The organism is Enterobacter sp. 6722112 (assembly GCF_058661685.1).
Genome location: NZ_JBZWGR010000007.1, coordinates 2,908,029 through 2,927,894, shown reverse-complemented (window position 1 = coordinate 2,927,894; position 19,866 = coordinate 2,908,029). Strand labels below are relative to the sequence as shown.

Sequence of the window (19,866 nt, the reverse complement as noted above, 5' to 3'; positions counted from 1 at the left end):
GGCACGATCTTAGCGATGTGAGCCCATCGGTGCAAATTTCCACAGAAAATGGCTGATCGGACTTGTTCGGCGTACAAGTGTACGCTATTGTGCGACTCGAAACTTTTTATAGTGCGACTTACAGAGGTATTGAATGAAACGTGCAGTGATTACTGGCCTGGGCATCGTTTCCAGCATCGGTAATAACCAGCAGGAAGTCCTGGCATCTCTGCGTGAAGGACGCTCCGGGATCACTTTCTCTGAAGAGTTTAAAGATTCTGGAATGCGTAGCCACGTATGGGGTAACGTTAAACTGGACACCACCGGTTTAATTGACCGTAAAGTGGTTCGTTTCATGAACGATGCCTCTATCTACGCCTATCTTTCCATGCAGGAAGCGATCAAGGATTCTGGTCTGAGCGAAGACGCTTACCAGAACAACCCACGCGTGGGCCTGATTGCAGGCTCCGGCGGTTCCTCTAAAGCTCAGGTGTTCGGTGCTGACGCCATGCGCAGCCCGCGCGGCCTGAAAGCGGTCGGTCCATATGTTGTGACCAAAGCCATGGGTTCAGCGGTTTCCGCGTGCCTGGCAACGCCGTTCAAAATCCACGGTGTGAACTACTCCATCAGCTCCGCATGTGCGACCTCCGCACACTGTATCGGTAATGCGGTTGAGCAGATCCAGCTGGGCAAACAGGACATCGTATTTGCTGGCGGCGGCGAAGAGCTGGGCTGGGAAATGGCCTGTGAGTTTGACGCAATGGGCGCACTGTCCACCAAATACAACGAAACGCCAGACAAAGCGTCCCGTACTTATGACGCACACCGCGACGGTTTTGTTATCGCTGGCGGCGGCGGTATGGTTGTGGTTGAAGAGCTGGAACACGCGCTGGCGCGTGGCGCGCACATCTATGCTGAGATCGTGGGCTACGGCGCAACGTCTGACGGCGCTGACATGGTTGCTCCATCCGGTGAAGGCGCGGTGCGCTGCATGAAGATGGCGATGCACGGTGTTGATACTCCAATCGACTACCTGAACTCCCACGGCACCTCAACGCCGGTAGGCGACGTGAAAGAGCTGGGTGCGATCCGTGAAGTGTTCGGCGACAATAGCCCGGCTATCTCTGCAACCAAAGCCATGACCGGTCACTCTCTGGGAGCGGCGGGCGTGCAGGAAGCGATCTACTCTCTGCTGATGCTGGAAAACGGCTTTATCGCGCCAAGCATCAACATCGAAGAGATGGACGAGCAGGCGGCTGGCCTGAACATCGTGACCGAAACCACCGAACGTGAGCTGACGACCGTTATGTCCAACAGCTTCGGTTTCGGCGGCACCAACGCCACGCTGGTGATGCGTAAGCTGAAAGCGTAAGCGTTTGAAGGTATAGTAGAAGGGAGCCGCGCGGCTCCCTTTTTTATGCCTGAACACGGAGTTATGCATGAAGGCTGTTACCCCTGAGAAGAGCGCTCCTTCCGGGAACCTTTCCCTTTTCCGCATCGCCTTTGCGGTGTTTCTGACCTATATGACCGTTGGCCTGCCGCTGCCGGTGATCCCCTTGTTCGTTCACCAGGAGCTGGGCTATGGCAACACCATGGTCGGTATTGCGGTGGGCATTCAGTTTTTAGCGACGGTATTAACCCGGGGCTACGCCGGTCGCCTGGCGGATCAGCACGGCGCAAAACGCTCGGCGTTGCAGGGCATGTTTGCCTGCGGGCTGGCGGGGGGAGCCTGGCTGCTGGCGGCGCTGTTGCCGATAGATGCAGCGTATAAATTCGCGCTGCTGGTGGCAGGGCGTCTGATCCTCGGCTTTGGCGAAAGCCAGCTGCTGACCGGCACCCTTACCTGGGGAATGGGGCTGGTGGGGCCTGCGCGTTCCGGAAAAGTGATGTCCTGGAACGGGATGGCGATTTACGGCGCGCTGGCGGCAGGCGCACCGCTGGGGCTGCTGATCCACAGCCAGTTTGGTTTTGCGGCGCTGGCAGGCACCACCATGGTATTGCCGCTGCTGGCGTGGGCGTTTAACGGTTCGGTGCGTAAGGTGCCCGCCCATAAAGGCGAGCGTCCTTCGCTGTGGAGCGTGGTGGGGCAAATCTGGCAGCCGGGGCTTGGGCTGGCGCTTCAGGGGGTGGGCTTCGCGGTTATTGGTACCTTTGTCTCCCTCTATTTCATGAGCCGCGGCTGGGCGATGGCGGGCTTTACGCTGACGGCCTTTGGCGGCGCGTTTGTATTGATGCGCGTGCTGTTTGGCTGGATGCCGGATCGCTTTGGCGGCGTGAAGGTGGCCGTGGCGTCACTTGTCATTGAGACCGTGGGTCTGGTACTGCTCTGGCAGGCGCCCTCTGCATCCGTTGCGCTGCTGGGTGCGGCGTTAACCGGCTGCGGCTGCTCGCTGATCTTCCCGGCGCTGGGCGTTGAAGTGGTGAAGCGCGTGGCTCCGCAGGTGCGCGGCACGGCGCTGGGCGGCTATGCGGCGTTTCAGGATATTTCTTACGGCATCACCGGGCCGCTGGCCGGGGTGTTAGCCACCTCGTTTGGCTACCCGTCCGTCTTCCTGGCCGGTGCGGTGTCAGCGGTGGTGGGGATTGTGGTGACGCTGGTGGCGTTTCGCAGGTCGTAGTTTTTTGCCCGGTGGCGCTTCGCTTACCGGGCCTACAACCGCGCGAACCGTAGGCCGGGTAAGGCGAAGCCGCCACCCGGCAGTTTTAAGCAACCAGCCAGAAAATCGCCAGCGCAATCACCAACGCGATAAACATCAATCCCGGACGGGCAGAAAGCGTTTTGAACGTATCAACTACGGGGGCAAACAGCGGGTTGTAGATCGGCTGAATGTTTCTTACCTCCGGCACGCCGCCTTCCCGCTCGGCGCGGCGAACGAAGATCTGATTGAGCACATCCTGCACCTGCGCGGTGGTCAGCACCGTTTGCGGCGTAGCCTGCCAGCTCTGCTGAGCGTAATCCCGAATCATATCGAACTCGTGCGGTTCCAGCGGTTGTTTCAGCGCCGCCTGTACGCTGTGCAGGGTCGGGGCGCTCTGGGTGCTGAGCGTCTGACGCGCCTGGAGCCAGGTGACCAGATGGGTAAACTGTTTTGCCGGGATCATCTCGCCCGCTTTCACACCGGAAAGTTCCAGCATGGATTGCCAGATAAGCTTTGTGGGTTCGCCGGTAGCGGCAGCCAGCTTAGTGACCATCTGCTTGAGCGTATTATGCTCCGCAGGCTGCAATGGCCGCTCTGTAGACGGGCGCTGTTGCGGCTGCGGGATAGAAAGCTGATTGCTTTGCAGCAGGGTCAACACGGTTTTCAGCTGTTCTTGCGAAAGCTGGCTCAGGGCGGTATGACCGTACTGTTGACGGATAAAATCACTCACCGCCTGGCGATTATTCCCCTGGCCTAATAGCTCGGTCAGCTGCGAGATAATCTGGCGGGTAGTATGTTGCTGCTGTGCGCTGGTAAGACGCTGGTTAAGGTTTTGTTCGGCGGCAGGGAAATGGCGCGACTGTAGCGGCGCATCGTTTCTTACGCCCAAATCGTGCTTAACGCCGGCCCATACCTCTGCGTTTTGCTGTGAGGTTAACGCAATAAGACGCGTGATCAGACGCTCCAGTACGGTGCGTTGCTGCGTGGAGAGCGGTTGTTCGCCTGGCGTGTTGGGCGTTACGGGGCCTTCACCCGGAGGGCGCGGAGGCGTACCTGAAATGGGCTGCATCGTCAAAAATCCTTAAAGTCAAACTCTGCGTAACCGGGCGGAGATATATGCCCGGCGGCGAGATTATGGCACACTTGGCAGGTTTACTTCCTCTCAAACAGGTACTCAGACGTGAAAATCCTCGTTGATGAAAATATGCCTTACGCCCGTGAGCTGTTCAGCCGCCTGGGTGAGGTTAAGGCTGTCCCTGGTCGCCCGATTCCGGTCAGCGAACTGGACGATGCAGACGCCCTGATGGTGCGCTCGGTGACCAAAGTAAATGAGGCGCTGCTCACCGGCAAAGGGGTAAAATTTGTCGGGACGGCAACGGCCGGGACCGATCATGTGGATGACCAGTGGCTTAAGCAGGCGGGGATTGGTTTTTCCGCGGCGCCAGGCTGTAACGCCATTGCCGTCGTGGAATATGTTTTCTCCTCGCTATTGATGCTGGCCGAGCGCGATGGTTTTGCGCTGAAAGACCGTACCGTCGGGATTGTGGGGGTGGGCAACGTGGGCGGACGTCTGCAAAAGCGTCTGGAAGCCTGGGGTATCCGCACCCTGCTGTGCGATCCGCCGCGTAAGGATAACGGCGATGAAGGCGACTTCCGCACGCTGGATGAGCTGGTCGACGAGTGCGACGTCATCACCTTCCATACGCCGCTCTTTAAAGAGGGGCCGTACAAGACTCTGCACCTGGCCGACGAAAAGCTGATCCGCCGTCTGAAGGCTGGCACTATTCTGATAAATGCCTGCCGGGGACCGGTGGTGGATAACGCGGCGCTGCTGGCATGTCTCGACGAAGGACAAGAGCTTAGCGTCGTGCTGGACGTCTGGGAACCAGAGCCGGATCTCAACGTCGCCTTGCTGAATAAGGTGGACGTGGGTACCGCGCATATCGCGGGTTATACCCTTGAAGGCAAAGCGCGTGGCACAACCCAGGTGTTTGAGGCTTACAGCGCCTTTATCGGCCATCCGCAGCAGGTGGCGCTGGATACGCTGCTGCCCGCCCCGGAATTTGGCCGCATTACCCTTCATGGCCCGCTGGATGAGGCAACGCTGAAAAGACTGGTGCATTTGGTGTATGATGTGCGCCGCGATGACGCGCTGCTGCGTAAAGTGGCGGGTATTCCGGGTGAGTTTGACAAGCTGCGCAAAAATTACCTTGAGCGCCGCGAGTGGTCTTCCCTGTATGTCATGTGCGATGACGCGTCAGCGGCGGGGCTGCTGCATAAACTGGGATTTAACGCCGTTCACCACCCGGCACGTTAATGTCTTCTTAATGCTCCCTGTCGGATGCTCCGGCAGGGACGCTTTATATTTCTGGAGTAAACCACCATGTCTGAAGGCTGGAACATTGCCATTTTGGGTGCCACTGGCGCCGTGGGCGAAGCCCTGCTTGAAACCCTTGCTGAGCGTCAGTTCCCGGTGGGTGAGATTTACGCACTGGCGCGTACCGACAGCGCAGGAGAACATCTGCGTTTCGGCGGCAAATCCGTGATGGTGCAGGATGCCGCCGCGTTTGACTGGACGCAGGCTCAGCTGGCGTTTTTTGCCGCAGGGGCGGAAGCCACGGCATCTTACATTGAAGAAGCGACAAATTCAGGCTGTCTGGTGATCGACCTGAGCGGCCTGTTCTCCCTGGAGCCGGATGTGCCGCTGGTGGTGCCGGACGTTAACCCGTTTGTGCTGGCTGACTACCGCAACCGCAACATCATTGCAGTACCGAACAGCCTCACCAGCCAGCTGCTGACCGCGCTGAAGCCGCTGATCGACGACGGTGGCCTGTCGCGTATTTCCGTGACCAGCCTGCTGTCAGCCTCCGCTAACGGTAAAAAAGCCGTAGACGCACTGGCAGGGCAGAGCGCGAAGCTGCTGAACGGTATCCCGATCGACGAAGATGATTTCTTTGGCCGCCAGCTGGCGTTCAACATGCTGCCGCTGCTGCCGGATCGTGAAGGTTCGGTGCGGGAAGAGCGTCGTATCGTCGATGAAGCACGCAAAATTTTGCAGGATGACGGGCTGATGATCTCCGCGAATGTCGTGCAGTCTCCGGTCTTTTACGGCCATGCGCAGATGGTCGGCTTTGAAGCCCTGCGTCCGCTGGCGGCTGAAGAAGCGCGCGATGCGTTTGGCCGCGGTGAGGACATTGTCCTGTCCGAAGAGAGCGAATTCCCGACGCAGGTGGGCGACGCCACCGGCAGCGCACATCTCTCTGTGGGCTGCGTGCGTAACGATTACGGTATGCCGGAGCAGGTGCAGTTCTGGTCCGTTGCCGACAACGTGCGTTTTGGCGGCGCGCTGATGGCGGTCAAAATCGCGGAAAAACTGGTGCAGGAGTATCTGTACTGATGTCAGATGTGGAACAAAAGCCGGTCCACAGAATTGCCCTCGGCATTGAATACGATGGCAGTAAATACTATGGCTGGCAGCGGCAGAATGAGGTGCGCAGCGTTCAGGAGAAGCTGGAGAAAGCGCTCTCTCAGGTGGCGAATGAACCGATAAGCGTCTTCTGTGCGGGCCGCACCGATGCCGGCGTTCACGGCACGGGGCAGGTGGTGCATTTTGACACCACCGCCGTGCGCAAAGACGCGGCCTGGACGCTGGGTGTAAATGCGAATTTGCCTGGTGACATTGCCGTGCGTTGGGTGAAAGCTGTGCCGGATGATTTTCACGCGCGTTTCAGCGCGACGGCGCGGCGCTACCGTTATGTCATCTATAACCAGCGCCTGCGCCCGGCGGTGTTAAGCCAGGGCGTGACGCATTTTTATGAACCGCTGGATGCAGAACGTATGCAGCGTGCGGCGCAGTGTCTGATTGGAGAGAATGATTTTACGTCGTTTCGTGCGGTGCAGTGTCAGTCCCGTACGCCGTGGCGTAACGTCATGCACATTAACGTCAGTCGTTATGGCGCGTATGTGGTGGTGGATATCAAAGCCAATGCCTTTGTACATCATATGGTGCGGAATATTGTAGGCAGCCTGATGGAAGTGGGCGCCGGACACCAGCCGGAGAGCTGGATTGCAGAACTGCTGGCAGCGAAGGACAGAACGCTTGCGGCAGCAACGGCGAAAGCGGAAGGGCTGTATCTGGTTTCGGTGGATTATCCGGACCGGTTCGACCTGCCAAAACCGCCAATGGGCCCGCTGTTTTTAGCGGACTAAACAAAGGTGCAATTAGGGCTTAGACAATATGGACGTAATACGTTTTCTGATTGATTTCATCCTGCATATTGATGTTCATCTGGCGGAGCTGGTCGCGCAGTACGGCGTCTGGGTGTACGCCATTCTGTTCCTCATTCTGTTCTGTGAAACCGGCCTTGTGGTTACGCCGTTCCTGCCGGGAGATTCACTGCTGTTCGTGGCGGGCGCGTTATCCGCACTGCCAACGAATGACCTGAATGTCCATCTGATGGTGGTCCTGATGATCATCGCCGCGATTGTTGGTGATGCGGTCAATTACACCATCGGGCGGGTGTTTGGCGAGCGGTTGTTCAGTAATCCGGATTCGAAGATTTTCCGCCGCAGTTATTTAGATAAGACCCATGCGTTCTATGAGCGCCATGGCGGTAAGACCATTATCCTTGCCCGTTTTGTGCCTATTGTGCGTACATTTGCACCGTTTGTGGCGGGAATGGGTCACATGTCCTATCGTCATTTTGCCATGTACAACGTGGTGGGCGCGCTGCTGTGGGTGCTGCTGTTCACCTATGCAGGCTACCTGTTTGGCGATCTGCCGGTGGTTCAGGAAAACCTTAAGTTACTGATTGTAGCGATTATTGTGCTTTCTGTACTGCCTGGCGTCATCGAAATTATCCGTCACAAACGCGCGGCGGCAAAGCAAGCGAAGTAAATGCACGCTGGCGGTTCGACCACTTTTTTATCCAAAGTTTCGGGCTGTTATGTTTTAATGTGCAACATTCATGGTCTGTTGGAGGCAAAAATGGCATTATTCGCCTCTTACAGCAAAACTGGCATACGACCAGGTTCAGGCAGAAAGGTTATCAATGAGCTGGATTGAACGAATTAAAAGCAACATTACCCCAACGCGTAAAGCGAGCATTCCTGAAGGGGTATGGACGAAGTGTGATAGCTGCGGCCAGGTTCTGTATCGCGCAGAGCTGGAACGCAATCTTGAGGTGTGTCCGAAGTGTGACCACCATATGCGTATGTCGGCGCGCAACCGCCTGCATAGCCTGCTGGACGAAGGTTCTCTGGTAGAACTGGGCAGCGAACTGGAGCCAAAAGATGTGCTTAAGTTCCGCGACTCCAAAAAATACAAAGATCGTCTGGCCTCTGCACAGAAAGAGACCGGCGAGAAAGACGCGCTGATCGTTATGAAAGGCACCCTGCACGAGATGCCGGTGGTTGCCGCCGCGTTTGAGTTCTCCTTTATGGGCGGCTCAATGGGCTCTGTGGTTGGCGCGCGCTTCGTGCGTGCCGTTGAGCAGGCGCTGGAAGACAACTGCCCGCTGATCTGCTTCTCCGCCTCCGGTGGCGCACGTATGCAGGAAGCGCTGATGTCCCTGATGCAGATGGCGAAAACCTCTGCGGCGCTGGCGAAAATGCAGGAGCGCGGTCTGCCGTACATCTCGGTACTGACCGATCCAACCATGGGCGGCGTTTCTGCAAGCTTCGCGATGCTGGGCGACCTGAACATCGCTGAGCCAAAAGCGCTGATCGGCTTTGCGGGTCCTCGCGTTATCGAGCAGACCGTACGTGAGAAACTGCCGCCGGGCTTCCAGCGCAGTGAGTTCCTCATTGAGAAGGGCGCCATCGACATGATCGTCCGCCGTCCGGAAATGCGCCTGAAACTGGCAAGCGTCCTGGCGAAGCTGATGAATCTGCCGGCGCCGAACCCGGACGAGCCGCGCGAAGGCGTGGTGGTACCGGATCAGGAACCCGAGGCCTGATAACTGAAAAGGGCAGGGCCGAATGGCGCTGCCCTTTTGCTTTCTAAACCGTTAATGACAACCGGGCATCATGGAAAATAAAAGCATTCCTCAAGCCACGTCGCCCCTGGCCGCGTGGCTTTCTTATCTGGAAAACCTGCACAGTAAAACTATCGACATGGGCCTTGAGCGCGTAAGCCAGGTTGCCGCGCGTCTTGACGTGTTGAAACCCGCGCCTTTCGTATTTACCGTGGCCGGCACTAACGGTAAAGGCACCACCTGCCGCACGCTGGAATCTGTCCTGATGGCGGCGGGGTACAAGGTTGGCGTTTACAGCTCGCCGCATCTGGTGCGTTATACCGAGCGCGTGCGCGTGCAAAACACCGAGCTGGCGGAATCCGCCCATACGGCGTCGTTTGCCGCTATCGAAGCTGCGCGCGGCGAAACCTCATTAACCTATTTCGAATACGGCACCCTGTCGGCGCTGTGGCTGTTTAAGCAGGCGCAGCTGGACGTGGTGATCCTGGAAGTGGGATTGGGCGGGCGTCTGGATGCCACCAATATGGTGGATGCGGATGTCGCCGTCGTCACCAGCATCGCGCTGGATCACACCGACTGGCTGGGCCCGGACCGCGAGAGCATTGGCCGTGAGAAGGCCGGTATTTTCCGGGCCAATAAGCCTGCCGTGGTAGGCGAACCGGACATGCCGCATACCATTGCTGAGGTAGCGAAAGAGAAGGGCGCTCGTCTGCTGCGTCGCGGCGTGGACTGGCAGTATGAGGTGCAGGACAAAGGCTGGCGCTTCAGCGATGCGCAGGGCGTGCTGGAGAATCTGCCCCTGCCGCAGGTGCCACAGCCTAACGCGGCGACTGCGCTGGCAGCCCTGCGCGCCAGCGGATTAGCGGTAAGTGAGCAGGCGATCCGCGACGGCATTCAGAACGCACTGTTACCGGGACGTTTTCAGATTGTGAGTGAGTCACCGCGTCTGATTCTGGATGTTGCACATAACCCGCATGCGGCGGCGTACCTCGCAGGACGTCTCAAATCGTTACCAAAAACCGGGCGCGTGCTGGCGGTTATCGGTATGCTTCATGATAAAGATATCGGCGGCACGCTGGCCTGCATGGAGAGTGTGGTCGATAGCTGGTATTGTGCTCCTCTGGAAGGGCCGCGCGGCGCGACTGCTGAGCAGTTGATGGAACATCTCGGTAAAGGCGAAATCTACAGCAGTGTGGTTTCGGCCTGGCGTGCCGCGATGGCGGAGGCTAAACCAGAAGATACCGTGCTGGTGTGTGGGTCATTCCACACGGTGGCACATGTCATGGAAGTGATGGACGCGGGGAGAACCGGTGGCGAGTAAGTTTCAGAACCGTTTAACAGGAACCATTGTGCTGGTCGCGCTCGGGGTGATTATTCTCCCGGGACTGCTCGACGGGCAAAAAAAGCATTACCAGGATGAATTTGCGGCCATTCCGCTGGTACCCAAACCGGGCGATCGCGACGAGCCCGATATGCTGCCAGCGGCAACGCAGGCGCTGCCTGCCCAGCCGCCAGAAGGTGCAGCGGAAGAGGTGCGCGCAGGTGATGCAGCCGCGCCGTCTCTTGATCCGTCGCGTCTGGCCGCGAATAACAACGTTGAAATCGATCCTGTACCGGTAGAGCAACCCAAACCGGTTGAAAAACCGAAGCCGGTAGAGAAAACGCAGCCTAAACCGCAGCGTGACAAAGCCGACGAGCAGCTGGCTGCGGCAACGGAAACGCCGCCACCGGCCAAACAGACCCAGCAGGAGGCCGCCCCTACGGGTAAAGCCTATGTCGTTCAGCTCGGTGCGTTGAAAAATGCAGATAAGGTCAATGAGATCGTGAGTAAACTGCGCGGCGCGGGATACCGTGTTTATACTTCACCCACCACGCCGGTACAGGGTAAAATTACCCGTATCCTCGTGGGGCCGGATGCGTCTAAAGATAAGCTCAAAGGTTCGCTTGGCGAGCTGAAGCAAATCTCCGGCCTGAGCGGTGTGGTGATGAACTACAGCGCAAACTGATAGAAATTACCCCCTCACCCTAACCCTCTCCCTTGAGGGAGAGGGCCGGGGTGAGGGGGAGGCAGACGTTCACAGAAACGTCAACGGTGCGGTGGCGTTGAGCATTTTTTCAGCGCCTTTTTTATTTACGCGTGGGAAGGAAATCCCTACGCAAACGTTTTCTTTTTCTGTTAGAATTCGCCCCGAACTGGATGACAGGGCGTTTAATCGTGGGACACATATGGTCTGGATTGATTACGCCATCATTGCGGTGATTGGTTTTTCCTGTCTGGTTAGCCTGATCCGTGGCTTTGTTCGTGAAGCGTTATCGCTGGTAACCTGGGGTTGTGCTTTCTTTGTTGCCAGTCATTACTACACTTACCTGTCTGTCTGGTTCACGGGCTTTGAAGATGAACTGGTCCGAAACGGAATCGCCATCGCGGTGCTGTTTATCGCGACGCTGATTGTCGGCGCTATCGTCAATTACGTGATAGGTCAGCTGGTCGAGAAAACCGGTCTGTCAGGAACGGACAGGGTACTCGGCATCTGTTTCGGCGCGTTGCGAGGCGTGCTCATTGTGGCCGCGATCCTGTTCTTCCTGGATACCTTTACCGGGTTCTCCAAAAGTGAAGACTGGCAAAAATCGCAGCTCATTCCGGAGTTCAGCTTCATTATCAGATGGTTCTTTGACTATCTGCAAAGCTCGTCGAGTTTCTTGCCCAGGGCATAAACCCTGAGATGTGGCTTAACGAGGAAAAGACGAATGTGCGGTATTGTCGGTATCGCCGGTTTCATGCCGGTAAACCAGTCGATTTATGACGCGTTAACGGTGCTTCAGCACCGTGGGCAGGATGCTGCGGGTATCATCACCATTGATGCAAACAACTGCTTCCGTTTACGCAAGGCGAATGGCCTGGTAAACGATGTGTTTGAAGCCCGCCATATGCAGCGTCTGCAAGGTAATATGGGGATCGGTCACGTTCGTTATCCTACTGCTGGCAGTTCCAGCGCCTCTGAGGCTCAGCCTTTTTACGTTAACTCCCCGTATGGCATCACGCTTGCCCACAATGGCAATCTGACCAACGCCCACGAGCTGCGTAAAAAGCTGTTCGAAGAGAAACGTCGCCACATTAACACCACCTCTGATTCTGAAATCCTGCTCAATATCTTTGCCAGCGAACTGGATAACTTCCGCCATTATCCGCTGGAAGCAGACAACATTTTTGCCGCCGTTGCCGCGACTAACCGCCTGATCCGTGGCGCGTACGCTTGCGTGGCGATGATCATCGGTCATGGCATGGTGGCCTTCCGCGATCCAAATGGCATTCGCCCGCTGGTGCTCGGCAAACGTGACCTCGGCGATGGCCGTTCCGAGTACATGGTTGCCTCCGAAAGCGTGGCGCTGGACACTCTGGGCTTCGAATTCCTGCGTGATGTCGCGCCAGGCGAAGCGGTCTACATCACTGAGAAGGGCCAGCTGTTTACCCGTCAGTGCGCCGACAACCCGGTGAGCAACCCGTGCCTGTTCGAATACGTTTACTTCGCGCGTCCGGACTCGTTCATCGACAAGATTTCCGTTTACAGCGCGCGCGTCAACATGGGGACGAAGCTGGGCGAGAAGATTGCCCGCGAGTGGGACGATCTCGACATTGATGTCGTGATCCCAATCCCTGAAACCTCCTGTGATATCGCGCTGGAAATTGCCCGTATTCTGGACAAGCCGTACCGTCAGGGCTTCGTAAAAAACCGCTACGTGGGCCGCACCTTTATCATGCCGGGCCAGCAGCTGCGTCGTAAGTCCGTACGTCGTAAGCTGAACGCTAACCGTGCCGAGTTCCGCGACAAGAACGTGCTGCTGGTGGACGATTCCATTGTGCGCGGCACGACGTCTGAGCAGATCATCGAGATGGCGCGTGAGGCCGGGGCGAAGAAAGTGTATCTCGCCTCCGCAGCGCCGGAAATTCGCTTCCCGAACGTGTATGGCATTGATATGCCAACCGCTAACGAGCTGATTGCTCACGGTCGTGAAGTAGACGAAATTCGGCAGATCATCGGTGCCGACGGCCTGATTTTCCAGGATCTGAACGATCTGATCGACGCGGTGCGCGCCGAGAACCCGGATATTCAGCAGTTCGAATGCTCGGTATTCAATGGGATCTACGTAACGAAAGACGTTGACCAGCAGTATCTCGACTATCTGGATTCGCTGCGTAACGACGATGCGAAAGCCGTCCAGCTGCAAAACGATCTCGAAAGCTTAGAGATGCACAACGAAGGTTGATGCGTATGCAGGTGAGGGCGCTCGCCCTCACTTGCAACTCCCCGTAAAATCCTGCACAGTCTGCCCTGAAATCAGCAAGGGCGAAAATCATGAAACGACTCATTGTAGGGATCAGCGGTGCCAGCGGCGCGATTTATGGCGTCCGGCTTTTACAGGTGCTGCGTGACGTTGCAGGCGTAGAAACCCATCTGGTGATGAGCCAGGCGGCGCGTCAGACCCTCTCTCTTGAAACCGATCTCTCCCTGCGCGACGTTCAGGCCCTGGCTGACGTTGTCCACGATGCCCGCGATATCGCCGCCAGCGTCTCTTCGGGCTCGTTTAAAACGGCCGGCATGGTTATTTTGCCCTGTTCGATTAAAACCCTTTCCGGCATTGTAAACAGCTATACCGACACGCTGGTGACGCGTGCAGCGGATGTGGTGCTGAAAGAGCGTCGTCCTCTGGTGCTCTGCGTGCGGGAAACGCCGCTGCACCTGGGACATCTGCGTTTAATGACGCAAGCAGCCGAACTGGGGGCCGTGATTATGCCGCCGGTCCCCGCGTTCTATCATCGTCCGCAAACGCTGGACGATGTCATCAACCAGACCGTTAACCGCGTACTGGATCAGTTCGATATCGACCTGCCGGAAGATCTCTTTACCCGCTGGCAGGGGGCGTGAAGCTGTGCACAAACAAGGTGCATGAAAAGACAATTTGCCCTGTTTCAGGGCAAAACTGCAACCGCGATCATATCCTCGACATTTAATCCGCTTTTTCCCTTTTTCTCTTTCCGGTTCGTTCGGCAGACCTGCTATCTTTCACCATTAAGGCAGTATCGCAACGTTTTATTAACATATTTAACGTCGTAGTTTTAACCCGACGACAATGTGGCATAAGACCTGCAAGAACAGCCTGCAACACAACACACAACATAAACCATAATAAAATCACGGTTCTTGAGGGTAAATGTATGAAGAAGACGGTTCTGGCTCTGTCTTTGCTCGTGGGCTTGAGTGCAGCAGCAAGTAGCTATGCAGCGCTTCCACAGACAGTTCGTATCGGTACAGACGCAACTTACGCGCCATTCTCCTCCAAGGATGCGAAAGGCGACTTCGTGGGGTTTGATATCGATCTGGGAAATGAGATGTGCAAACGCATGGAAGTGAAATGCACATGGGTGGGCAGTGACTTTGACGCGCTGATCCCGTCGCTGAAAGCCAAGAAAATTGATGCCATTATCTCTTCTCTCTCCATCACGGAAAAACGTCAGCAGGAGATCGCTTTCTCTGAGAAGCTCTACGCTGCCGACTCACGTCTGATTGCCGCGAAAGGCTCGCCAATCCAGCCGACCATCGACTCGCTGAAAGGCAAACATGTTGGCGTGCTTCAGGGCTCGACCCAGGAAGGTTACGCCAATGCTAACTGGCGCGAGAAGGGCGTCGATGTTGTGGCTTACCAGAACCAGGATCTAATCTACTCTGACCTGGCGGCAGGCCGTCTGGATGCCGCGTTTCAGGATGAAGTCGCCGCGAGCGAAGGCTTCCTGAAACAGCCTGCGGGTAAAGAGTACGCCTTTGCCGGCCCGTCGGTAAAAGACAAAAAATACTTTGGCGACGGTACCGGTATTGGCCTGCGTAAGGATGATACCGAGCTAAAAGCCGCCTTCGACAAAGCGTTTAATGAGCTGCGTAAAGACGGTACCTACGACAAACTGGCGAAGAAATACTTCGATTTCAACGTCTACGGTGATTAATGCCTGAATGAGATGCACTGAAGTGGTGCATCCAGGCAGGGTTATGTTCCAGTATGGTGCAACACATGCACCATACTGGATCGCTGTGTGCATAGTTAAGCATTTAAAATGCAAAAATTCCCGTTCAAAGGCATTAATCTTTGCCTGAATGAGGGGATTAATGGCACATTAACAACACCCCGTCGTCGTAAAAATCTCGTATTAAGACAGTTTGTTGAGGACAGATATGAAAAAACTGGTGTTGTCACTTTCTCTGGTACTGGCTTTTTCCAGCGCCACCGCGGCATTCGCAGCAATTCCGCAGAAAATTCGTATTGGAACTGACCCAACCTATGCACCTTTCGAATCGAAGAATGCGAAGGGGGAACTGGTCGGTTTTGACATCGATCTGGCTAACGAGCTGTGCAAACGCATTAAAGCGCAATGTACCTACGTTGAAAACCCGCTGGATGCGCTGATCCCGTCCCTGAAAGCGAAGAAAATTGACGTGATCATGTCCTCCCTGTCCATCACAGAAAAACGTCAGCAGGAGATTGCCTTCACGGACAAACTCTATGCGGCGGACTCACGTCTGGTGGTGGCCAAATCCTCTGACATTCAGCCAACCCTTGAATCTCTGAAAGGCAAACGCGTGGGCGTGTTGCAGGGTACGACGCAGGAAACCTACGGCAACGAGCACTGGGCGCCAAAGGGGATTGAAATTGTCTCTTACCAGGGCCAGGAAAACATCTACGCAGACCTCACGGCAGGCCGCATTGATGCAGCATTCCAGGATGAAGTGGCGGCAAGCGAAGGCTTCCTGAAACAGCCTGTGGGTAAAGATTACAAGTTCGGCGGTCCGTCCATTAAGGACGAAAAACTCTTTGGCGTCGGTACCGGTATGGGCCTGCGTAAAGAAGACAACGAACTGCGTGAAGCCCTGAACAAAGCGTTCGCCGAGATGCGCGCGGACGGCACCTACGACAAGCTGGCGAAAAAGTACTTCGATTTTAATGTTTACGGCGGCTAATCGCCCCGTCTGATAACGTGCGGCCCCTCCCGTTGCGGGAGGGGAAAAGACACGGTTCCACCACTCACGAGACGACAGGGCACGCGGTATGCTGTACGGATTTTCTGGCGTTATTTTACAGGGCGCGCTTGTCACCCTTGAGCTGGCTATCAGCTCCGTGGTGCTGGCGGTGCTGATAGGCCTGGCGGGCGCGGGGGCAAAATTATCCGCCAACAGACCGCTGGCGCTGATATTTGAAGGCTATACCACGCTGATTCGCGGCGTGCCTGACCTGGTGCTGATGCTGCTGATCTTTTACGGCCTGCAAATCGCACTTAACGGCGTGACGGATGCCATCGGCATGGAGCAGATCGATATCGACCCGATGGTGGCCGGTATTATTACCCTTGGTTTTATCTACGGTGCCTATTTCACTGAGACTTTCCGCGGCGCTTACATGGCCGTGCCGAAAGGGCATATTGAAGCGGCGACCGCCTACGGTTTTACCTCCTCACAAACGTTTCGCCGGATCATGTTCCCGGCCATGATGCGCTACGCGCTGCCGGGCATCGGTAACAACTGGCAGGTTATTCTCAAGGCTACGGCGCTGGTCTCCCTGCTGGGTCTGGAAGATGTGGTGAAGGCCACGCAGCTGGCGGGTAAAAGCACCTGGGAACCGTTCTATTTTGCGGTGGTCTGCGGCGTAATTTATCTGGTCTTTACGACCGTCTCCAATGGTGTGCTGCTTCTGCTCGAACGTCGCTACTCCGTGGGTGTGAAGAGGGCTGACCTGTGATTGAGATTATTCAGGAGTACTGGAAATCCCTGCTGTGGACGGATGGCTACCGCTTTACTGGCGTGGCCATCACGCTGTGGCTGCTGATCTCCTCGGTGGTAATGGGCGGCATTCTGGCGGTGTTTCTTGCCATTGGCCGCGTGTCGAACAATAAATTTATCCAGTTCCCTATCTGGCTATTCACCTACGTGTTTCGCGGTACGCCGCTGTACGTGCAGCTGCTGGTGTTCTATTCCGGGATGTACACGCTGGAGATCGTGAAAGGCACCGAGATGCTGAACGCGTTCTTCCGCAGCGGTCTGAACTGTACGGTGCTGGCGCTGACCCTCAATACCTGCGCCTATACCACCGAGATCTTCGCCGGGGCCATCCGTTCTGTGCCGCACGGTGAGATCGAGGCGGCGCGCGCGTACGGCTTCTCGTCCGTGAAGCTCTACCGCTGTATTATTCTGCCTTCGGCGCTGCGTATTGCGCTGCCGGCCTACAGCAACGAAGTGATTTTAATGCTGCATTCGACGGCACTGGCGTTTACCGCCACGGTACCGGATCTGTTAAAGATTGCCCGCGATATTAACTCTGCCACCTACCAGCCGTTTACGGCGTTTGGCATTGCGGCAGTGCTCTATTTGATCATTTCTTACGTCCTGATCAGTCTGTTCCGTAAGGCTGAAAAACGCTGGTTGCAGCATATAAAACCGTCGACGCACTGAGAATTTATGATGGCTGAGAACAAATTAAACGTAATTGATTTGCACAAGCGCTACGGCGAACATGAAGTGCTGAAAGGGGTGTCGCTGGAGGCTAACGCGGGCGACGTGATCAGTATTATCGGCTCATCAGGTTCGGGTAAAAGTACCTTCCTGCGCTGCATCAACTTCCTCGAGAAGCCGAGCGAAGGATCGATTGTGGTGAGCGGACAGAACATTAATATGGTCCGTGATAAAGACGGCCAGCTTAAAGTGGCGGATAAAAACCAGCTGCGCCTGCTGCGTACACGCCTGACGATGGTGTTCCAGCACTTCAACCTCTGGAGCCACATGACGGTGCTGGAGAACGTGATGGAAGCGCCGGTTCAGGTGCTCGGCTTAAGCAAGCAGGAAGCCCGCGAGCGTGCGGTCAAATACCTGGCGAAAGTGGGTATCGACGAGCGGCAGCAGATCAAATATCCGGTGCACCTGTCAGGGGGGCAGCAGCAGCGTGTTTCTATCGCCCGTGCGCTGGCGATGGAGCCGGAAGTGTTGCTGTTTGACGAACCGACTTCTGCGCTGGATCCTGAACTCGTTGGCGAAGTACTGCGCATCATGCAAAAGCTGGCGGAAGAGGGCAAAACGATGGTGGTGGTGACGCACGAGATGGGCTTCGCACGTAACGTTTCTAACCACGTTATCTTCCTGCATCAGGGGAAAATTGAAGAGCAGGGGCACCCCGATGAGGTGCTGGCGAACCCGCAAAGCCCGCGCTTGCAGCAGTTCCTGAAAGGCTCGTTGAAGTAGGTTTGGCCTTTCTCCCTCTCCCTGTGGGAGAGGGCTGGGGTGAGGGCATCAGGCCGCAGAGCCGCCCAATTGCCCGGTGGCGCTTCGCTTACCGGGCCTACAAAACCCGTAGGCCGGGCAAACGCAGTGCCGCCCGGCATTCAACACTCTAGCCGATACACCCAGTCGTCATACCGTACGCCGTTAATCTCGTACGCCTTCTCCAGCACCTGCGTGCGCACAAAACCCGCTTTCTCAAGGACCCGCACCGACCCAACGTTATCTGCCAGCACGTACGCGTTTATCGCCTTCACGCCCGTCTGGTTAAATGCATACTCGCACACCGCGCGCAGCGCCTCGCTGGCAATGCCTTTTCCCTGCGCGGCAGGCACAACCGTGTAGCCAATATCCGCCTCTTCACGGTTCGCCGCACTGATTTGCAGGCCGATATCCCCGAGCGGCGTAACGTCGTTATGCAGACGGACCACAAAGACATGCTCCGCCATCAGGCGCGCGGCAAATACGCGGCGCGTCTCTTTTTCCGGCGTGATAGCGGCCATATAGCGCATGATGGCGGGGTCTTCACGCAGAGAGCGGAAGAACGCCCAGTCAGAAGGTTCGAAAGGGGTGAGGTGAAGCCGGGTTGTGGTAATGGTTGCCATAGTTACGCCATCTCATCCAGACATGGCGTATAACTCTAACATATTCACTGCACCATATCCCCCAGCGCCTCTTCCAGGTCATACCAGCGGAACGTGAACCCGGCCGCTTCCAGCCGTTTTGGCAGCGCTCGTTGCCCGCCCAGCACCAGCACCGAAGACTCACCCATCAACAGACGAATCGCCGTTGCAGGCACGCGCAGCACCGCCGGGCGATGCAGGGCATGCCCCAGGGCGTGAGCAAATTGTTCATTACGTACGGGGTAAGGGGATACCATGTTAAATGGCCCGCGCAGATCGTTATCCAGCAGCCAGAGAATGCCGTTGACCATATCGTCGATATGGATCCACGCCAGATACTGACGACCGTTGCCGATGGGCCCGCCAAGCCCCATTTTAAACGGCGGCAGCATTTTACCGAGAATACCGCCCTTCGGCGCAAGTACCACGCCGGTGCGCAGCAGGCAGACGCGGGTACGATCGCTTTGCGCCGCGCAGGCGATGCGCTCCCACTGGGCGCAGAGTTTATGGGTAAACTCGTTGTGCGGCGGCTCCTCTTCGGTCACCACCACTTCACCGAGATCGCCATAGTAGCCTGTAGCAGAACCTGAAATCAGCACCGAAGGCGGCGTCTCGCTGTTGCGAATCAGCTCAACCAGCCTTTCGGTCATGTTCCAGCGGCTGCTGCATAAACGCTGTTTTTGCTCTTCGGTCCAGCGTTTATCGGCGATAGGTTCGCCAGCAAGGTTGATGACGGCGTCAAAGCCGTTCAGATCCTGCCTTTCCGCCAGGCCTTTCCAGATCTCAACGCCGACGCCCAGCAACTGGCGCGCTTTCTCCGGGCTGCGCGTGACCACGGTAATGTCGTGATGCAACGCCTGCAAACGTGGAATGAGATGGCGACCAATCAGGCCCGTACCGCCGGTGAGCAGGATCTTCATACAACCTCCAGGTTTACGCCTGGCGCTGCCAGCTTAACGTCATGGAGACGGAGTCGGCGTAGCGCAGGGCGTGAAGTTTATCGATCTCCACTTCAGCATAAGTGACCCAGTGGTGTTCGCGTGCGATGTCGAGCACATCCTGAGTTAATTTTTCCAGTAGCGCAAAACGGTTGTTCTCAACGTACTGGATGATGCTTTTGGTTATCGTGCGATAGTTCAGCGCGTCATTGATGTCTTCGCTGGCGCGCGCCTTGTCTGCCGGGTAGTGGATCACTACATTCACCACGATATCCTGGCGATTCGCGATCTCCTCCTCCTTGATACCAATAAACGTGCGTAAGCGTAAGTTTTTTATACGAATAATAGCGTCATGCTGGGGCATTGCAGGTCTTCTCCGTGTCAGTATTTTCACCTCATCA

21 protein-coding genes are annotated in these 19,866 nt (G+C 56.4%); 17 read left to right on the top strand and 4 right to left on the bottom strand.

The window, feature by feature from the left end:
* Nucleotides 1–133: 133 nt before the first annotated feature.
* Nucleotides 134–1,351 carry a beta-ketoacyl-ACP synthase I gene (fabB, locus tag AC4OVU_RS15405; RefSeq protein WP_017383449.1) on the top strand — a complete coding sequence of 406 codons (1,218 nt, stop codon included), beginning with the start codon at nt 134–136 and terminating at the stop codon, nt 1,349–1,351.
* Nucleotides 1,352–1,418: 67 nt separating this feature from the next.
* The gene (locus tag AC4OVU_RS15400) at nt 1,419–2,597 is read left to right on the top strand and encodes an MFS transporter (RefSeq protein WP_017692989.1); all 1,179 of its coding nucleotides are present in this window, start codon (nt 1,419–1,421) and stop codon (nt 2,595–2,597) included.
* A gap of 85 nt (nt 2,598–2,682) precedes the next feature.
* Here the strand turns inward: AC4OVU_RS15400 and flk are convergent, their stop codons facing one another.
* Nucleotides 2,683–3,687, bottom strand: coding sequence for a flagella biosynthesis regulator Flk (flk, locus tag AC4OVU_RS15395; RefSeq protein ID WP_048219721.1), 1,005 nt, complete (start codon nt 3,685–3,687; stop codon nt 2,683–2,685).
* A 111-nt stretch (nt 3,688–3,798) separates the two neighbouring features.
* Here flk and pdxB point away from each other — a divergent pair, with 111 nt between their 5' ends.
* The 15 genes from pdxB to hisP all read left to right on the top strand — a co-directional run bounded on the left by pdxB (nt 3,799) and on the right by hisP (nt 17,868).
* Nucleotides 3,799–4,935, top strand: a complete 1,137-nt coding sequence (gene pdxB / locus AC4OVU_RS15390; RefSeq protein ID WP_017692991.1) for a 4-phosphoerythronate dehydrogenase PdxB — start codon at nt 3,799–3,801, stop codon at nt 4,933–4,935.
* A 66-nt stretch (nt 4,936–5,001) separates the two neighbouring features.
* On the top strand, nt 5,002–6,015 hold the full coding sequence (locus AC4OVU_RS15385; RefSeq protein WP_015572252.1) for an aspartate-semialdehyde dehydrogenase: 1,014 nt from the start codon (nt 5,002–5,004) through the stop codon (nt 6,013–6,015).
* Nucleotides 6,015–6,827 (top strand): tRNA pseudouridine(38-40) synthase TruA, encoded by an 813-nt coding sequence (gene truA / locus AC4OVU_RS15380; RefSeq protein WP_001286071.1) that lies wholly within the window; start codon nt 6,015–6,017, stop codon nt 6,825–6,827. Before AC4OVU_RS15385 ends, truA begins: the two co-directional genes overlap by 1 nt.
* Before the next feature lie 28 nt (nt 6,828–6,855).
* A complete protein-coding gene (locus tag AC4OVU_RS15375) occupies nt 6,856–7,515 on the top strand; it encodes a DedA family protein (RefSeq protein WP_003861406.1) in 660 nt (219 codons plus the stop codon).
* Nucleotides 7,516–7,669: 154 nt separating this feature from the next.
* Complete coding sequence (accD, locus tag AC4OVU_RS15370) at nt 7,670–8,575, top strand: acetyl-CoA carboxylase, carboxyltransferase subunit beta (protein ID WP_014884667.1); 906 nt, start codon at nt 7,670–7,672, stop codon at nt 8,573–8,575.
* A 70-nt stretch (nt 8,576–8,645) separates the two neighbouring features.
* Nucleotides 8,646–9,914, top strand: coding sequence for a bifunctional tetrahydrofolate synthase/dihydrofolate synthase (gene folC, locus AC4OVU_RS15365; protein ID WP_023295092.1), 1,269 nt, complete (start codon nt 8,646–8,648; stop codon nt 9,912–9,914).
* Nucleotides 9,904–10,599, top strand: coding sequence for a cell division protein DedD (gene dedD, locus AC4OVU_RS15360; RefSeq protein ID WP_017383444.1), 696 nt, complete (start codon nt 9,904–9,906; stop codon nt 10,597–10,599). The genes folC and dedD overlap by 11 nt, the downstream gene beginning before the upstream one ends.
* Before the next feature lie 220 nt (nt 10,600–10,819).
* The gene (cvpA, locus tag AC4OVU_RS15355; RefSeq protein ID WP_000262116.1) at nt 10,820–11,308 is read left to right on the top strand and encodes a colicin V production protein; all 489 of its coding nucleotides are present in this window, start codon (nt 10,820–10,822) and stop codon (nt 11,306–11,308) included.
* A 33-nt stretch (nt 11,309–11,341) separates the two neighbouring features.
* Nucleotides 11,342–12,859, top strand: a complete 1,518-nt coding sequence (purF, locus tag AC4OVU_RS15350) for an amidophosphoribosyltransferase (protein ID WP_006811407.1) — start codon at nt 11,342–11,344, stop codon at nt 12,857–12,859.
* A gap of 89 nt (nt 12,860–12,948) precedes the next feature.
* Nucleotides 12,949–13,518 carry a UbiX family flavin prenyltransferase gene (locus AC4OVU_RS15345; RefSeq protein WP_110292331.1) on the top strand — a complete coding sequence of 190 codons (570 nt, stop codon included), beginning with the start codon at nt 12,949–12,951 and terminating at the stop codon, nt 13,516–13,518.
* Between the two features lie 290 nt (nt 13,519–13,808).
* Nucleotides 13,809–14,591, top strand: a complete 783-nt coding sequence (gene argT, locus AC4OVU_RS15340) for a lysine/arginine/ornithine ABC transporter substrate-binding protein ArgT (RefSeq protein WP_015572255.1) — start codon at nt 13,809–13,811, stop codon at nt 14,589–14,591.
* Between the two features lie 226 nt (nt 14,592–14,817).
* A complete protein-coding gene (hisJ, locus tag AC4OVU_RS15335) occupies nt 14,818–15,600 on the top strand; it encodes a histidine ABC transporter substrate-binding protein HisJ (RefSeq protein ID WP_003861421.1) in 783 nt (260 codons plus the stop codon).
* Between the two features lie 88 nt (nt 15,601–15,688).
* Nucleotides 15,689–16,375: a histidine ABC transporter permease HisQ gene (locus AC4OVU_RS15330; RefSeq protein ID WP_015572256.1), complete on the top strand. Its 687-nt coding sequence runs from the start codon at nt 15,689–15,691 to the stop codon at nt 16,373–16,375.
* A complete protein-coding gene (locus AC4OVU_RS15325; protein WP_003861424.1) occupies nt 16,372–17,085 on the top strand; it encodes an ABC transporter permease in 714 nt (237 codons plus the stop codon). The genes AC4OVU_RS15330 and AC4OVU_RS15325 overlap by 4 nt, the downstream gene beginning before the upstream one ends.
* Before the next feature lie 9 nt (nt 17,086–17,094).
* Entirely contained in the window at nt 17,095–17,868 is a 774-nt protein-coding gene (hisP, locus tag AC4OVU_RS15320; protein ID WP_003861426.1) for a histidine ABC transporter ATP-binding protein HisP, read from the top strand.
* Between the two features lie 140 nt (nt 17,869–18,008).
* On the opposite strand, the gene AC4OVU_RS15315 is transcribed toward hisP, so the two are convergent.
* From AC4OVU_RS15315 to folX, 3 genes are read right to left on the bottom strand one after another with little or no spacing between them, the layout of a single operon-like run.
* Nucleotides 18,009–18,509: a GNAT family N-acetyltransferase gene (locus AC4OVU_RS15315; RefSeq protein ID WP_023295088.1), complete on the bottom strand. Its 501-nt coding sequence runs from the start codon at nt 18,507–18,509 to the stop codon at nt 18,009–18,011.
* Nucleotides 18,510–18,553: 44 nt separating this feature from the next.
* Nucleotides 18,554–19,447, bottom strand: coding sequence for a TIGR01777 family oxidoreductase (locus AC4OVU_RS15310; RefSeq protein WP_110292332.1), 894 nt, complete (start codon nt 19,445–19,447; stop codon nt 18,554–18,556).
* Between the two features lie 13 nt (nt 19,448–19,460).
* Nucleotides 19,461–19,829, bottom strand: a complete 369-nt coding sequence (gene folX, locus AC4OVU_RS15305) for a dihydroneopterin triphosphate 2'-epimerase (protein WP_110292333.1) — start codon at nt 19,827–19,829, stop codon at nt 19,461–19,463.
* Nucleotides 19,830–19,866: the final 37 nt, after the last annotated feature.

Coding starts and splice junctions, on each gene's coding strand:
- folC (WP_023295092.1), top strand. CDS start 8,646: ATGGAAAATAAAAGCATTCCTCAAGCCACGTCGCCCCTGGCCGCGTGG.
- cvpA (WP_000262116.1), top strand. CDS start 10,820: ATGGTCTGGATTGATTACGCCATCATTGCGGTGATTGGTTTTTCCTGT.
- truA (WP_001286071.1), top strand. CDS start 6,015: ATGTCAGATGTGGAACAAAAGCCGGTCCACAGAATTGCCCTCGGCATT.
- fabB (WP_017383449.1), top strand. CDS start 134: ATGAAACGTGCAGTGATTACTGGCCTGGGCATCGTTTCCAGCATCGGT.
- AC4OVU_RS15345 (WP_110292331.1), top strand. CDS start 12,949: ATGAAACGACTCATTGTAGGGATCAGCGGTGCCAGCGGCGCGATTTAT.
- AC4OVU_RS15330 (WP_015572256.1), top strand. CDS start 15,689: ATGCTGTACGGATTTTCTGGCGTTATTTTACAGGGCGCGCTTGTCACC.
- AC4OVU_RS15385 (WP_015572252.1), top strand. CDS start 5,002: ATGTCTGAAGGCTGGAACATTGCCATTTTGGGTGCCACTGGCGCCGTG.
- AC4OVU_RS15315 (WP_023295088.1), bottom strand. CDS start 18,509: ATGGCAACCATTACCACAACCCGGCTTCACCTCACCCCTTTCGAACCT.
- AC4OVU_RS15375 (WP_003861406.1), top strand. CDS start 6,856: ATGGACGTAATACGTTTTCTGATTGATTTCATCCTGCATATTGATGTT.
- AC4OVU_RS15400 (WP_017692989.1), top strand. CDS start 1,419: ATGAAGGCTGTTACCCCTGAGAAGAGCGCTCCTTCCGGGAACCTTTCC.
- hisP (WP_003861426.1), top strand. CDS start 17,095: ATGGCTGAGAACAAATTAAACGTAATTGATTTGCACAAGCGCTACGGC.
- flk (WP_048219721.1), bottom strand. CDS start 3,687: ATGCAGCCCATTTCAGGTACGCCTCCGCGCCCTCCGGGTGAAGGCCCC.
- accD (WP_014884667.1), top strand. CDS start 7,670: ATGAGCTGGATTGAACGAATTAAAAGCAACATTACCCCAACGCGTAAA.
- hisJ (WP_003861421.1), top strand. CDS start 14,818: ATGAAAAAACTGGTGTTGTCACTTTCTCTGGTACTGGCTTTTTCCAGC.
- argT (WP_015572255.1), top strand. CDS start 13,809: ATGAAGAAGACGGTTCTGGCTCTGTCTTTGCTCGTGGGCTTGAGTGCA.
- folX (WP_110292333.1), bottom strand. CDS start 19,829: ATGCCCCAGCATGACGCTATTATTCGTATAAAAAACTTACGCTTACGC.
- AC4OVU_RS15310 (WP_110292332.1), bottom strand. CDS start 19,447: ATGAAGATCCTGCTCACCGGCGGTACGGGCCTGATTGGTCGCCATCTC.
- purF (WP_006811407.1), top strand. CDS start 11,342: ATGTGCGGTATTGTCGGTATCGCCGGTTTCATGCCGGTAAACCAGTCG.